Genomic DNA, 13,143 nt, shown 5'->3' with positions numbered 1-13,143 from the left:
GTCAGCGGTCGCGCCTGCCTGCACGCAAACTTGCGACCGCTTCCACCAATCCGGCGTTCTCCAAGGCGTCCAGCACGTCTTCAGTGGTCTCCGGTGGGTTGGTGCGTGAATCGGCGATCTGCTGGATGCACGCCCAGACCACACGGTCGTCCAGATCGATCTGGTCGAGCACGAAATCATCGGGACTTTTCGCCTCGATGTGCCAGGGTTCCAGCGCGTCATCCGGAAAGTCCGCCAGGTTGGAAGTCACGATGACTTGTGCCCGAGCAGCGATGGCGGCTGCGAGGACATGCCGATCATCTGGGTCGGGGAGCTTCACCGCGTCGATCAGTGGTTCGTATCCGTAGATGCGGCAATCCGGCACGGCATCGTTTATCAATGCGCGCAGTCGGGTCAGCCGGTCCGTCGGAATGTCCGGCCGTTTCGCGGCTAGGTTGTTCAGCGCCTCGTCCAGGATGCGATCAGTCCACTTCGCCTGCACGGCACCCGATCGCGCAAGGCGGATGAGTAGATCCCGCAGTGTGTTGCCATACAGCACATTGGCGTCGTAGACGACAACGAAAGCCATGGTCAGATGCCGAGATCTCGGCCGAGTTCCGCCAATTCATCCATCGCGGCTCTGCTCTTGGCCTCGGCTCGCCGCTGGTACTGCTTCAAGTCGTCGTATCGGATCCGACGGTGCCGCCCGACCAGGCGAAAGGGAATCTCGCCTGCTTCCAACAGCGTCACGACGTAGGGGCGCGACACGTTCAGCATGTCCGCCGCCTGCTGCGTAGTGAGTTCGGCATGCGAGGGCACGACGGTGACACCACGTCCCTCGGCCGCCTGCGCCAGGATGAATGCCAACATGCTCACGGCCTGGCGGGGCAGTACCAAGGCGTCATCGCCCGGATGCTCAGGGGCCACCTGGATGGTTTGCTCGCCGGGGTGCCGCATCAGATAGTCCTTGATCCGGCGCATGGCCCGAGCTGCGACATCGGCATCGATCGCTCCTGGCTCGGCGCGCATTGCGTCTCGGATGTTCGCCACGCTGATCACCTCCTAATCGCAGTATACGAAATAATCAAAATATTCGAAACGTTCCCCCGGCATCGCAACCGAGTCGCTGGCCGGTGCCGCGGATCCGCGGCCAGCCCCCGCGATGCCGGTGCGCACCCCGCGGCGCTTGAATAGTGATCTACGTCACCTAGTGTCAGGATGTTCGGGGCTGCGGTGTCTTGTTTTCGAGCCTCTCGGAGCGAAGGAGACACCATGAGCAAGAAGATCGACGTGGTCGTGATCGGTGGCGGGTATGCCGGTGTGATGGCGGCGAACCGGCTGACGCAGCGCGATGACGTCGCGGTGACCGTGATCAATCCGCGCTCGGCGTTCGTTCCCCGGCTGCGTCTGCATCAGCTGGTGGGCGGGACGCACGATGCGGTCGTCGACTACACCGAAGTGCTGGCCGAGGGGGTCCGGCTGGTGGTCGACAGCGTGACACGGATCGACGCGGCCGGGCGCAGCGTGACGTTGGCCGAGGGGGGCACGGTCGGCTATGACTACCTGGTCTACGCGGTGGGTAGCGGCAGCGCGGGCTCGCGGGTGCCGGGCGTGGACGAGTTCGCTTATCCGATTGCCACTTTGGAGGCGGCGCAGCGGTTGCGGTCGGTGCTTTACGACACGCCGACGACGGCGGCGGTGACGGTCGTCGGGGGTGGTCCGACGGGCATCGAGACCGCTGCGGAGCTGGCGGAGCAGGGTCGCGCGGTCACGTTGGTGTGCGGCGGCGTGGTCGGCCCGTACCTGCACCCGAGGGCCCGGCGGACTGCCCGCAAGTACCTCGCCAAGTTGGGGATCACCGTGCTCGAAGGCCCTGATGCGGCGGTCACGGCGGTGACGCGGGAGGCCGTGGAACTCGGTGACGGCCGCACATTGGCGAGTCGGGTGACCATCTGGGCCACCGGGTTCGGTGTGCCGGATCTGGCCGTCACCAGCGGACTGAGCACCGACGCTACGGGACGGCTGCGCACCGACGAGACGTTGACCAGCGTCGACGACGAGCGCATCGTCGCGGCCGGGGATTCGGCGGCGCCGTCCGATCTGCCGTTCCGGATGAGCGCCTATGCCGCGGGGTGCCTTGGCGCCCATGCCGCCGACACGGTGCTGAACCGGATCGCGGGTGAGAGGCCTGCGCCGATCGACCTGTCTTTCCCCGCGATGTGCATCAGTTTCGGCCGGGGCGCGGGAATCTTCCAGCTCGGCCACAAGGACGACACCGCGATGCCGCTCTACTTCAGTGGACTCGCGGGCAAGAAGTTGAAGGAGTTCTCCTGCGCCGCCAGTGTCGAGCACCTGGTGAACGAAGCGCGCAAGCCCGGCTCGCATCACTGGCCCAAGGACGGCAAGCACCGGCCCCAGCTGCTGCGGGAGCAGCGCGGCGGCGCGCCGGTCGCCGCCGAACCGGCTGTGTAGCAGCGCCGGTGGTCTCCGGTCGACTACTTCGCCCGCACGGGGTGTGGCAGCGCTGTTCTTGCCGTCGCCGCCGCACCCGCCCGGCCGTCGGCGCATCGCCGGATGCGAGCGCATCGTCCGGTGTGCGCCGGACTGGGCATCGACGATCCAGCGAGTCGGATCGAATGTCTGAGCAACAGAAGAGGACCTCATGGAAGCAGCCAGTGGAGCCGATGAGAAACGGTGGACCGACCAGAAGGCAGAAGGCCGGGACGGCGGCGACCACACCGCCGCGGCGGCGACCGAGACGTTCCTCGCCCACCGCAACCTGCTGTTCACCGTCGCCTACGAAATGCTGGGATCGGTGGCCGACGCCGACGACGTCTTGCAGGAGACCTGGTTGCGCTGGGTCGGCGTCGACGCGGCGCACGTCACCGAGCCGCGCGCCTACCTGGTCCGGATCACCACCCGGCAAGCGCTCAACCGGCTGCGCTCGGTGAAGCGCCGCAGGGAGGCATACGTGGGCTCCTGGCTGCCGGAGCCGCTGCTCACCACACCGGATGTGGCCGCAGACGTCGAGCTCGCCGAAAGCGTGTCGATGGCGCTGATGCTCGTGCTCGAGACATTGACCCCGATCGAACGGGCGGTGTTCGTGCTGCGCGAAGCTTTCGGGTTCGGCTACGACGAGATCGCGGCCGCGGTCGACAAGACGCCCGCCGCCGTCCACCAGATCGCCCACCGCGCCCGTCGCCACGTGGAAGCTCGCCGTCCACGCCGCTCGGTCACGGCGCGCCAGGCCGAGGCGGCTGCCGAGGCGTTCCGGCGCGCGCTCGAGACTCGCGACGTGCAAGGACTGCTCGCCGTGCTCGCCCCCGACGTCGTCGCCATCAGCGACGGCGGAGGTATCAAACAGGCCACGCCACGGCCGGTCTTCGGTGCCGAAAAGGTGGCGCGCTTCATCGTCGGCGGCCTCACCAAGCACGATGTCGCGCTCACCGTCGAATCGACCACGGTCAACGGCAGCCCCGCACTGGCTCTGCGCATGGACGGCGAACTGGACGGCGTCCTCGCGATGCGCGTCGAGGACACCCGTATCACCGGCCTCTACTACGTGCGCAACCCGCAGAAACTGACCCACGTCGATTCGCAGACCCCGCTCACCCTGCGATGAACACCGACCCCACCGTTCGAGGAGTAGACATGACCACGCTGGCACCGCTTGCCGACACTTTCCCGTCGCGATGGCCGACGGTGGCCGGAGCGGTTGCCCTGCTCACGGCGATCGTCAGCGTGCTGCTCGTCGCCTTCGCCTGGCCGTCGGCGCGGTCGTCGGTACACGATGTGCCGATCGCCGTCGCCGGTCCGGCCACCGCGGTCGCTCAGGTCCGCACGGCACTCGAGCAACGGCTGCCGGGCGGCTTCGAGATCACCGAGGTCCCCGACACCGCGGCCGCGGAAACGCTGATTCGCGACCGGCGGGTGTACGGGGCGATCGCCGTCGGCTCCGGTGCTCCCGAGGTCATCGTCGCCTCCGCCGCGAGCACCGCGGTCGCCCAGACCTTGCAGGGCATCGCGAGCGGCCTCGCGCAGGAGGGCAAGCCCGGCACGGCGGCCCGCGACCTCGCCGCCCTGCCCGCCGACGACCCGCGCGGCGCTGGCTTGTCGGCAGGCGCCCTGCCCCTGGTCATGGGCGGTCTGCTGGCCGCGGTCCTGCTGACCCGGCTCGTGCGCGGCACCGCCCGTCGGCTCACCGGAGCGCTCGCCTTCGCGGTCACCGGCGGCCTGGCCGTCGCCGCGATCCTGCAGTTCTGGCTCGGCTCGCTCAGCGGCTCCTACCTCGCCAACTCCGGCGCCGTCGCTTTGTCCATCGCGGCCACCGCTGCGGCCGTCCTCGGGCTGGAGGCGCTGCTCGGATACGCCGGGATCGGAATCGGCGCCGTGCTCATGATGCTCATCGGTAACCCGCTCTCGGGTACCGCGACCGCACCCGAAATGCTGCCCGGCTGGTCCGGCGCGCTCGGCCAGCTGCTGCCGCCCGGTGCCGGTGGCCGGTTGCTGCGATCCACTGCCTTCTTCGACGGTCGAGGGGCCACCCACGCCGTCCTCGTCCTGCTGGCCTGGCTCGCGCTCGGCGTCACGCTGTGCCTGGTCAGCGGGCTGCGCGCACGCCGTGCCGCCACCGGCGCGGCGGGACTTCGGGGTACCGCAACACCGGCCGACATGTCGGCGACCCTCGGCAGCTGACCGGACGAAGGGGCATGCTTCCGCACGCTGATCGGGCTGTGCGCGGACGAACAGGGTGTTCGCACCCAGCGCACCCAGCAGGGGCAGCCCGGCGGCGCGATCGGCCGGGAATCCAGCACGGCAGCGTTGCGGCAACGCGCGTCGCACGCCCTGGTCACCGCGACGATCGCGGCAACGCCGGTTGGGAGCACGGTCGGTCTCGCCGAGCCGCGGCAACTGCGGTCGAGCCCCGTCGACCTGGTGATACGGCGGCGGACCGCGAAAGCTTCCGGTGTCGGGGACTCGCGCTCTCGGCCGCTGACTACGGTGTGAGGTCGTGACTACAGGGGATATCGCTCGAACGCGGGGAGGCGACGACACCGCGCATTTTCGGCTCACGGTGGTGGATCAGGCGCTGCGGTTGTTCGCCGAGAAGGGGTATGAGGCGACGACCGTCGACGAGATCGCGGAGGCGGCGGGCATCTCCCGGCGCACGTTCTTCCGGCAGTTCCGGTCGAAAGAGGACGTGATCTTCGCCGACCACGAGTCCCAGCTGGCGCAAGCGGAGGAGTTTCTGGCCGCGTCGCGAGAGGATCCGTGGGAGGCGGTGTGCTCGGCGGTGGTGCAGGTGTTCGAGCGGTTCACGCAGTGGCGGGAGATCGCGGCCCGGCGTTACCAGGTGGTCCGGCGGGTGCCCGCGCTGCGGGAGCGCGAGATCGTCACGGTGTTCCGCTATGAACGGTTGTTCACCGACTACCTGCGTGAGCGGCTGCCCGACGTCCCCGATCTGGCCCGGGTGCAGTTCACCGCCGCGGTGACGGCGACGCACAACTACCTGCTGCGCCGCATGGTGCGCGGCGAGTCGGACGCGGGCGCCGCGGACCTGCGGATGGAACTGGCCGCCATCCCGCGCGGCGCCGGGCGTACCGCGAGCGCGGACGAGCTGGTCGTGGCGGTGTTTCCCCGTGACGTCGCGCCGAAGCAGATCGCGGACCTGCTGGTCCGCAAGCTCGGCAACCTGTGAACCCGGATCGAAGTGCGACCTACCTGACACTGAGTGCCACGTCATCTCCCCACGTAAGCCGCATCAGTATGGGTATACTCGACTCATAGATGGCACTGAGTGCCGAGATGCTGCTTTGTTGGACGGAAAGCGGCGCCGACCACCGACGATCAGGAGTGAAGGCCCCATGGCGGGAAACCCCGATTTCGACCTGTTCAAGCTCGAGGACTTCCACGACGAACTACGCGAGGCGATCCGCGCCCTCGCGGAGAAGGAGATCGCCCCGCACGCGAAGGACGTCGACGGCAACTCCCGCTTCCCGGAGGAGGCGCTGACCGCGCTCAACGCCTCCGGCTTCAACGCCGTGCACGTGCCAGAGGCCTACGGCGGCCAGGGCGCCGACTCGGTGGCCACCTGCATCGTGATCGAGGAGGTCGCGCGCGTCTGCGGTTCGTCCTCGCTGATCCCCGCCGTCAACAAGCTCGGCACCATGGGCCTGATCCTGAACGGCTCCGAGGAGCTGAAGCAGAAGGTGCTGCCGGACATCGTCAACGGCGAGATGGCCTCCTACGCGCTGTCCGAGCGCGAGGCGGGCTCCGACGCGGCAGGCATGCGCACCCGGGCCAAGCAGGAGGGTGACGACTGGATCATCAACGGCTCCAAGTGCTGGATCACCAACGGCGGCAAGTCCTCCTGGTACACCGTGATGGCGGTCACCGACGCGGACAAGGGCGCCAACGGCATCTCGGCCTTCCTGGTGCACAAGGACGACGAGGGCTTCGTGGTCGGCCCGCTGGAGCACAAGCTCGGCATCAAGGGCTCGCCCACCGCCGAGCTGTACTTCGAGAACTGCCGGGTGCCGGGTGACCGCATCGTCGGCGAGCCGGGCACCGGCTTCAAGACCGCGCTGCAGACCCTCGACCACACTCGCCCCACCATCGGCGCGCAGGCCGTCGGCCTGGCCCAGGGCGCGCTGGACGCGGCCATCGCCTACACCAAGGACCGTAAGCAGTTCGGCAAGTCGATCGCCGACTTCCAGAACACCCAGTTCATGCTCGCCGACATGGCGATGAAGATCGAGGCCGCCCGCCTCATGGTGTACACCTCGGCCGCCCGCGCCGAACGCGGCGAGAAGAACCTCGGCTTCATCTCCGCCGCCGCCAAGTGCTTCGCCTCCGACGTCGCCATGGAAGTCACCACCAACGCCGTCCAGCTGTTCGGCGGCGCCGGCTACACCACCGACTTCCCGGTGGAGCGGATGATGCGCGACGCCAAGATCACCCAGATCTACGAGGGCACCAACCAGATCCAGCGCCTGGTGATGAGCCGCGCGCTGCTCAAGTGAGGTTGTCGTAGATCGCCGGATGTTCGGGCGCGCCTGAAACCGTCTCTCGAGACGTCGAGGCATAAGCCGCCCGAACATCCTGTCGATCGCACCGCGCGCCCGCTGTCGGCTCGACGGCACCGAATAGGTGCGCAACCTGAAACCCGGATCACCGGGACGTCCTGATGCCTGCGCTTCGCCAGGACCCAGAGTCGGCCCCATCCCAGGCGCCCCCTCTCTCGAAGCGATGCAGCCACGAGTGGCACATGGTTGCGGCAAAACGCGAGTGACCTTCTCGCTGGTGTGCCACTCGTGGACGCATGTCGCGGACTTTGCCGGGGCGACGTCGGTAAGGCGCTGTCAGGGCTCCAGGTAGAGGCGTTCGCACGGGAGTCTGGGGTAGTCGTCGGTGGTGTCTGTGGATACTTCCACTGCGTCGTGCCAGTGCCGGGCGCGCCATTCCTGGACGAAAAGGCATGCGGCCGTTACGCAGGCGACGAAGTCGAGGCGTGCTCCGTGCCAGAACACCGACAGGTGCACATCCGGCTCCGACGGGATCGGGGAGACTGCGCGGTCAGGCATATGCGATCACCCGTCGACCGCGCGCGAGCTTCGCGGCCACGCAATGGCGGATCGCCGCGACGACCACGCAGCCGGAAGGGCGAAATGCCGTGTCCGGGCGTAGTATCCACGCGCGGAACTTGGTCCCTCGGTCGGCAGGGCTCGGCAGCGCGATCATGCCGCCGTAGCGGATGATCGACACGTTCAAGCGGAACATCTCGGCGAACAGCGGCACGTCGTCCGGTAGGTCAGGGCGGATGATGAACGTCCACCGCTTCGAGCGTGGATGCGACAGGATCGGCCCCAGCTCGTGGCCCTGGTCCTGCATCCACACCTTCACGTGATGTCCCAGTACAGCGGGCATGGTTATGCCCCAGACCATTCCGGTGCGGACGATGATCCGCCCGATCTGGGGAGGGTCCACGACCGCGGGGAGGCCGCACACTCGGCGGTAGTAATGGCATCGAGACAGCGGGGTGTCTCCGAACGCTATGGGTTCATCCATCAGAAGACCTCGGGTCACATCGACGGGTAAAAGGTGCGTCCGGTCCGCCATCGCTGTAGGTGGAAGGGGATTGCACTGCGAGCCTTGCAATCCCAGCCGGGCGCATCGTGATCAGACGCCGACCGAGGGACGCGGGCACTCCGAATCGGGTACACCGAAAGAAGTTCTTCGAAAGCCCAGCACGCGCACCGCAAACGGTGTGAGGATGTATGCGAGACGGGTAACCCGATGTGCCCGTGACGGGGTGAGGGGGAGGTCGACTTGTCAGAAAACGGCTCGACGCTGCCGCGTCGTCAGCTCGGGAGGTACCTGACCGAGTGGCGCACGCGTGCAGGCATGACCCAGGCGAAGGCCGCGAACCTGCTGGAGATCGGAGCGAGCAGCCTGCAACGGCTGGAGAAGGGGCAGAACTCGCGGATCAGGTCTCGCGATATCCAAGCAGCTTGCGATCTGTACGGCATTCCGAAGGAACTGGCGGTCGCGCTCGTCGGCCTAGCCAAGCAGGCCAATGTCAAGAGTTGGTGGCATCAGTACGGCGACCTCATTCCCAAGACCTTCGACGTGTATGTCGGACTCGAAGCCGCAGCGGTGAAGTTGGTGTCATACCAACCAGATTTGGTACCGGGTCTGCTCCAAACTGCTGACTACGACCAGGCGCTCATCGGGCTCGCGTGGCCGGAGGAAACGCCGGGGCAGTGGAAGCAACGTGGGCAGATCAAGGCCCAGCGACAGAATATCGTGACCCGTAGGACGCAGCCGGTCACGCTCGATGTGGTAATCGGCGAAGCGTCCCTCTGGCGGGTGGCTGGCAGCCATGCGGTGATGGCGGCTCAAAACCGCTATCTGGCGGACATCTCCACCAAGGACAATGTCACGATTCGCGTGCTGCCTTTTCATGCAGGTTTTCCTGGTGGAGTGTCCATGCCCCCGTTCGTCATCCTCTCCTTCGGAGAAAGTGGTGCCCCTGAGGACAGAATTGAGCCGCCTGTGGTCTATCTCGAAGGCGCAGTAGGCGATATGTATCTCGAGGATGCAGACGACGTTCGGTTCTACACTCAGCGGTACGACCGCATCAGGGAAGCAGCTTTGGACGCCAATTCGAGTAGAAGTCTGTTGCGGCAGGTAGCGAGGGAGCATGAGCAGCGTGGACGTTGACCTATCCGCGGCAGAGTGGTTCAAAAGCAGCCGTAGCCAGGCCGGTAAGGAGTGCGTGGAGGTTGCTTTTCTCGGCGAAGGCTTGGTCGGCGTACGCGACTCGAAGAACCCGACCGGCCCAGCGCTGGTCTTCACGCCCGGCGAGTGGAACACCTTCACCACTGGCATCACCGCCGGAGACTTCAAGCGACCCTGAACCCACCATCAGCCCGCTGGCACACTTTCGCGAGTGGCACATGGCTGTGGCAAAACGCGAGTAGACCTCTCGGTGGTGTGCCACTCGCGGCGCTCGGGTGTGTTTACTTCACCAAGTCGGCGTATTCGCTGTGTTGGGTGATGTACTGCTCCACGTACCAGCAGGTGGGGATGACCGAGAAACCCGCTGTGCGGGAGTCGTTGAGGGCGTATTCGACGACTTGGGCGGCTACGCCTCGGCCTCGGAATTCGGGGAAGGTCAGGGTGTGGTGGAAGTCGCGGACCTTGGGGTTTTCGCGTTCGGCGTAGTCGGCGTACCCGGCTAGGGTGTCGTCGATGTAGATCTCGAAACGGGTATCGGCGACGTTGTGTTCGAGCCTGGTCGTCATGTCGGGGTAGAACTCCTTGTGCGTGGGGAATGTTCCGTCGCGGTGGTTACAGGATCGTGCCGGGGTTGAGGATGCCGTCGGGGTCGAGGGCGTCCTTGATGCGGCGGGTCAGGGCCATGACGTCGGGGCCGAGTTGGTCGGGCAGCCATGCCTTCTTCAATCGTCCGACGCCGTGTTCACCGGTGATGGTGCCGCCGAGGGCGATGGCGAGGTCCATGATCTCGCCGAAGGCGCGGTTCGCTCGCGCGGTGTGGTCGGCGTCGGTGGGGTCGTGCACGATCAGCGGGTGGGTGTTGCCGTCGCCCGCGTGCGCGATCACCGACACTGTGACCTCGTTGCGCTCGGCGATTTCGGCGACGCCGCTCACCAAGTCGCCGAGCCGGGGCAGCGGAACGCCGACGTCCTCGAGCAGCAGCGGCCCGAGCTTCTCCACGGCCGGGATCGCCAGACGTCGGGCGGCCGTGAACGCTTCACCCTCGGCCGGGTCCTCGGTGTGGAAAACCTCTGTCGCTCCTGCTTTCTCGCAGGCCGCCGCCATGATCTCGGCCTCGCGGTGGGCGAATTCGCCGGGGGCGTCGGAGCGCGCGACCAGCAGCGCGGCCGCCTTCCGGTCCAACCCCATCCGCAGCTCGTCCTCCACGGCGTTGATCGACACCGAGTCCATGAACTCGAGCATCGACGGGCGCAGTTCGCCGGTGATGGTCAGGATGGCCTCGGTGGCGGCGGTGAGCGTGGCGAAACTGGCGACGACCGTGCTCTGCGGCGGTTGGGCGGGCAGCAGCCGAAGCGTCAGCTCGGTGATCACGCCCAGCGTGCCCTCGCTGCCGACGAACAGCTTGGTCAGCGACAGCCCGGCCGAGTCCTTCAAACGCGGACCGCCGAGCCGCACGACGGTGCCGTCGGCGAGCACGACCTGCATGCCGAGCACGTAGTCTGTGGTGACGCCGTACTTCACACAGCACAGGCCGCCCGCGTTGGTCGCGGCGTTGCCGCCGATCGAGCAGATCTCGAACGACGACGGGTCCGGCGGATACCACAGCCCGTGCTCCGCGACCGCGCGCTTGACCTCGGCGTTCAGCAGGCCGGGCTGCACCACGGCGGTCCGGGTCACCGGGTCGACGGAGATTTCCCGCATCCGCTCGGTGGTCAGCACGATCGCTCCGTCGACGGCCGTCGCGCCGCCGGACAACCCGGACCCGGCACCGCGAGGAATCACCGGGACGCGATGCGCGCTGGCCCACCGCAGCGTCGCGGCCACGTCGTCGGTGCTGGTGGCACGCACCACGGCCAGGGCGGTGCCCGCGCCGGGATCGCGCGCCCAGTCCTGGCGGTAGCTCGCCAGCAGGTCGACGTCGGTGAGCACCGCGCCGTCGGGGAGGGCGGCGATCAAGTCATGCAGGTCCACCACCTCACGCTAGCTCCCCGTGCCCGATATTTGCTGATCGGTCGACCGTGCGTGTGTGGCGAACGGACGGCCTGGAATGTGATGTCAGCCGCCACAGTGGTATTACCGCCTACGGGAGACCAGAATGCCGACAGGGGCTTGACTGCTCGGGGCATCGAGTTCTCCTGGCGCCGCCACGTCGTGGCGCCGGCAGTCCATGCGGTTCGCCGCGGAGCACTTGGAGGGATGGAACGGATGCAGGGCGAGCAACCGAGTCGCCGGGAACTGGTCGCCGCGATGTTCTCCAGCGAGTTCGTCGAGGACGGTATAGACCCCGACGTGCTGCGCCGGGTGCACGCGGGCGAGCACGAGGAATGGCTGACCGCGCTGGACCGCTCCGGTGTCTTCGACAAGGAGACCCGCGCCGAGCTGGCCGACCTCTGGCGGCGCGAGCCCCGCGAGTTGCTGGAGGCGCTGCTGGCGGACGCGGACGATGTCGCGCGACGGCGATGCCTGGCGGCATGGGCGAGCCTGGACCACGCCGCGGACGACCCGGGCCAGGCACAGATCGGCTGAGCCACCCCGCGGTCGCCGCCCGCTCATCTGCCGGACATCTGCCGCTGGCACGCTGGTCGCGTGCACGAGCTGTCCGAGACCGCCGACACCATCGCCGACCGGTTCACCCGCTGGTGCGAGTCGGTCGTGCACCGGATGCCGTTCGGGCTGAACCGTCTCGTCCCGCCGACCTTCCTCGGCTTCGCACTGATCAACAGCGGCACCTTCGCCGCCGACTTGGCGCTGCTCACCGTCCTGCACGGCTGGTTCGAACTGCCGGTGTGGTCGTCGGTGACGGTGGCATACGTGTGCGCGTTCGGGCTCAGCTTCGTGCTCAACCGCACGTTCAACTTCCATTCCCACGCGCCGGTCGGCAGGCAGGCCGCGGTGTACGTCGTGGTGGTGGTGGTCAACTACCTCGCGTTCATCCTGGGCATCGGCAGCGGGCTCACCGCGCTCGGCGTGGAGTACCACGTGTCCCGGTTGCTGGCGGGCGCGTGCGAGGCCGTCTACATGTACAGCGCCATGCGCTGGGTGGTCTTCCGCCGCGCGGTCGAGCCGGAACCGGAGCTGGCTCCCGACGCGATGTGAGGTGTCGGCGGTGGAGATGTGCTGCGGACACCTGTATCGCGCTATGAGGAGGCCGCGACCCGGCTGAGTGGCCGCCGGTCTGGACGACTCGCCCTGAATCGACGGACATCGATCGCCGAGGTCGATCGCCGCTCGGCTGTCGGAAAACGGCTGGGGGTCATCGGCGGCGGGAGATCACGACGCCACCGGACTGATCAGCACTTCGGTGCGCGCCCCGTCGACGACGATCACGTCGTCGTCGGTCAGCGCCCAGTGCGCGACGCCTTCGGCGCGGTAGCGAGCCGCGAGGCGAGTGCAGTCGCCTTCGGGGTCGGTGGCCGAATCGATGTGCGGCACGATCCTGCGGTTCACCAGACCCAGTCCGTCCCACTGCGGTTCGACGCCGCAGGCGGGAGCGACCTCGGCCGGATCGTCCACCGCATCCAGGCCGTGCAGGTCCGGGGTCAGCACGCAGGCCCCGGCGCTGTAACCGGCGTAGACGAGCGCGTCGGCGGCGAGTAGCCGGGGCAGAACATGATCCGCGCCGCTGCGGGCGAACTGCGCGCGCAACACGAACGTGTTTCCGCCGCGCACCCACACGAGCGGGAACTCCGCCAGCTTCCGTTCCAGCTCGGCTTCCCGGCCGACGTACTCGCGCAGGTCGAGCACCTCGGGCTGGTAGCCGAGTTTGCGCAGCGGCGCCAGGTCGCTGGTCACCGCACCCGCCCACGCCTGCGGCCAGGCGTCGCAGGCATTGGGGATCAGCGCGACCCGGCCGGGCGGCCCCGCGAGCGTGACGAGCCGGTCGTAGTGCGCGCCGAACCGGTAGCTGGACAGGAACAGTCGCAC

The 13,143-nt window shown here is 67.6% G+C and carries 16 protein-coding genes; 9 read left to right on the top strand and 7 right to left on the bottom strand.

Annotation, left to right across the window (positions count from 1 at the left end):
- Nucleotide 1: 1 nt before the first annotated feature.
- Together AB0L97_RS23890 and AB0L97_RS23885 are read right to left on the bottom strand one after the other, a co-directional pair.
- The gene (locus tag AB0L97_RS23890; RefSeq protein ID WP_364433195.1) at nt 2-568 is read right to left on the bottom strand and encodes a PIN domain-containing protein; all 567 of its coding nucleotides are present in this window, start codon (nt 566-568) and stop codon (nt 2-4) included.
- A 2-nt stretch (nt 569-570) separates the two neighbouring features.
- Nucleotides 571-1,029 (bottom strand): helix-turn-helix domain-containing protein, encoded by a 459-nt coding sequence (locus tag AB0L97_RS23885; protein WP_364433192.1) that lies wholly within the window; start codon nt 1,027-1,029, stop codon nt 571-573.
- A 222-nt stretch (nt 1,030-1,251) separates the two neighbouring features.
- Here AB0L97_RS23885 and AB0L97_RS23880 point away from each other — a divergent pair, with 222 nt between their 5' ends.
- The 5 genes from AB0L97_RS23880 to AB0L97_RS23860 all read left to right on the top strand — a co-directional run bounded on the left by AB0L97_RS23880 (nt 1,252) and on the right by AB0L97_RS23860 (nt 7,001).
- Nucleotides 1,252-2,451 carry an FAD-dependent oxidoreductase gene (locus tag AB0L97_RS23880; protein ID WP_364433189.1) on the top strand — a complete coding sequence of 400 codons (1,200 nt, stop codon included), beginning with the start codon at nt 1,252-1,254 and terminating at the stop codon, nt 2,449-2,451.
- 190 nt (nt 2,452-2,641) lie between these two features.
- Nucleotides 2,642-3,601 carry an RNA polymerase sigma-70 factor gene (locus tag AB0L97_RS23875; protein ID WP_364433186.1) on the top strand — a complete coding sequence of 320 codons (960 nt, stop codon included), beginning with the start codon at nt 2,642-2,644 and terminating at the stop codon, nt 3,599-3,601.
- 29 nt (nt 3,602-3,630) lie between these two features.
- On the top strand, nt 3,631-4,674 hold the full coding sequence (locus AB0L97_RS23870) for a hypothetical protein (RefSeq protein ID WP_364433183.1): 1,044 nt from the start codon (nt 3,631-3,633) through the stop codon (nt 4,672-4,674).
- A 316-nt stretch (nt 4,675-4,990) separates the two neighbouring features.
- Nucleotides 4,991-5,677 (top strand): TetR family transcriptional regulator, encoded by a 687-nt coding sequence (locus tag AB0L97_RS23865; protein WP_355073571.1) that lies wholly within the window; start codon nt 4,991-4,993, stop codon nt 5,675-5,677.
- A gap of 166 nt (nt 5,678-5,843) precedes the next feature.
- On the top strand, nt 5,844-7,001 hold the full coding sequence (locus AB0L97_RS23860) for an acyl-CoA dehydrogenase (RefSeq protein ID WP_355073573.1): 1,158 nt from the start codon (nt 5,844-5,846) through the stop codon (nt 6,999-7,001).
- 339 nt (nt 7,002-7,340) lie between these two features.
- Here the strand turns inward: AB0L97_RS23860 and AB0L97_RS23855 are convergent, their stop codons facing one another.
- Together AB0L97_RS23855 and AB0L97_RS23850 are read right to left on the bottom strand one after the other, a co-directional pair.
- A complete protein-coding gene (locus AB0L97_RS23855; RefSeq protein ID WP_364433178.1) occupies nt 7,341-7,562 on the bottom strand; it encodes a hypothetical protein in 222 nt (73 codons plus the stop codon).
- Nucleotides 7,555-8,097, bottom strand: coding sequence for a DNA-directed RNA polymerase subunit beta (locus AB0L97_RS23850; RefSeq protein WP_364433175.1), 543 nt, complete (start codon nt 8,095-8,097; stop codon nt 7,555-7,557). Before AB0L97_RS23850 ends, AB0L97_RS23855 begins: the two co-directional genes overlap by 8 nt.
- A 210-nt stretch (nt 8,098-8,307) precedes the next feature.
- On the opposite strand from AB0L97_RS23850, the gene AB0L97_RS23845 reads away from it, so the two are divergent.
- Nucleotides 8,308-9,201 (top strand): helix-turn-helix transcriptional regulator, encoded by an 894-nt coding sequence (locus AB0L97_RS23845; protein WP_364433172.1) that lies wholly within the window; start codon nt 8,308-8,310, stop codon nt 9,199-9,201.
- A complete protein-coding gene (locus tag AB0L97_RS23840; RefSeq protein WP_364433328.1) occupies nt 9,191-9,397 on the top strand; it encodes a DUF397 domain-containing protein in 207 nt (68 codons plus the stop codon). Before AB0L97_RS23845 ends, AB0L97_RS23840 begins: the two co-directional genes overlap by 11 nt.
- 103 nt (nt 9,398-9,500) lie before the next feature.
- Here AB0L97_RS23840 and AB0L97_RS23835 read toward each other — a convergent pair whose 3' ends face one another.
- Both AB0L97_RS23835 and AB0L97_RS23830 read right to left on the bottom strand, forming a co-directional pair.
- Nucleotides 9,501-9,785 (bottom strand): GNAT family N-acetyltransferase, encoded by a 285-nt coding sequence (locus AB0L97_RS23835; RefSeq protein ID WP_356964592.1) that lies wholly within the window; start codon nt 9,783-9,785, stop codon nt 9,501-9,503.
- 46 nt (nt 9,786-9,831) lie between these two features.
- Nucleotides 9,832-11,190: an FAD-linked oxidase C-terminal domain-containing protein gene (locus AB0L97_RS23830; RefSeq protein ID WP_355073585.1), complete on the bottom strand. Its 1,359-nt coding sequence runs from the start codon at nt 11,188-11,190 to the stop codon at nt 9,832-9,834.
- A gap of 225 nt (nt 11,191-11,415) precedes the next feature.
- On the opposite strand from AB0L97_RS23830, the gene AB0L97_RS23825 reads away from it, so the two are divergent.
- Nucleotides 11,416-11,745, top strand: a complete 330-nt coding sequence (locus AB0L97_RS23825) for a hypothetical protein (protein ID WP_356964590.1) — start codon at nt 11,416-11,418, stop codon at nt 11,743-11,745.
- 60 nt (nt 11,746-11,805) lie between these two features.
- A complete protein-coding gene (locus tag AB0L97_RS23820; protein WP_364433166.1) occupies nt 11,806-12,315 on the top strand; it encodes a GtrA family protein in 510 nt (169 codons plus the stop codon).
- Nucleotides 12,316-12,489: 174 nt separating this feature from the next.
- Here the strand turns inward: AB0L97_RS23820 and AB0L97_RS23815 are convergent, their stop codons facing one another.
- The gene (locus tag AB0L97_RS23815; RefSeq protein ID WP_364433163.1) at nt 12,490-13,143 is read right to left on the bottom strand and encodes a Type 1 glutamine amidotransferase-like domain-containing protein; all 654 of its coding nucleotides are present in this window, start codon (nt 13,141-13,143) and stop codon (nt 12,490-12,492) included.

The sequence above is a fragment of the Nocardia sp. NPDC051911 genome, assembly GCF_040681035.1.
Classification (GTDB): domain Bacteria; phylum Actinomycetota; class Actinomycetes; order Mycobacteriales; family Mycobacteriaceae; genus Nocardia; species Nocardia sichangensis.
The sequence above is the reverse complement of the archived record's forward strand: the minus strand, read 5'-3'. Positions and strand labels throughout refer to the sequence as shown.

Coding starts and splice junctions, on each gene's coding strand:
- AB0L97_RS23855 (WP_364433178.1), bottom strand. CDS start 7,562: ATGCCTGACCGCGCAGTCTCCCCGATCCCGTCGGAGCCGGATGTGCAC.
- AB0L97_RS23825 (WP_356964590.1), top strand. CDS start 11,416: ATGGAACGGATGCAGGGCGAGCAACCGAGTCGCCGGGAACTGGTCGCC.
- AB0L97_RS23850 (WP_364433175.1), bottom strand. CDS start 8,097: ATGGCGGACCGGACGCACCTTTTACCCGTCGATGTGACCCGAGGTCTT.
- AB0L97_RS23880 (WP_364433189.1), top strand. CDS start 1,252: ATGAGCAAGAAGATCGACGTGGTCGTGATCGGTGGCGGGTATGCCGGT.
- AB0L97_RS23835 (WP_356964592.1), bottom strand. CDS start 9,785: ATGACGACCAGGCTCGAACACAACGTCGCCGATACCCGTTTCGAGATC.
- AB0L97_RS23870 (WP_364433183.1), top strand. CDS start 3,631: ATGACCACGCTGGCACCGCTTGCCGACACTTTCCCGTCGCGATGGCCG.
- AB0L97_RS23875 (WP_364433186.1), top strand. CDS start 2,642: ATGGAAGCAGCCAGTGGAGCCGATGAGAAACGGTGGACCGACCAGAAG.
- AB0L97_RS23860 (WP_355073573.1), top strand. CDS start 5,844: ATGGCGGGAAACCCCGATTTCGACCTGTTCAAGCTCGAGGACTTCCAC.
- AB0L97_RS23890 (WP_364433195.1), bottom strand. CDS start 568: ATGGCTTTCGTTGTCGTCTACGACGCCAATGTGCTGTATGGCAACACA.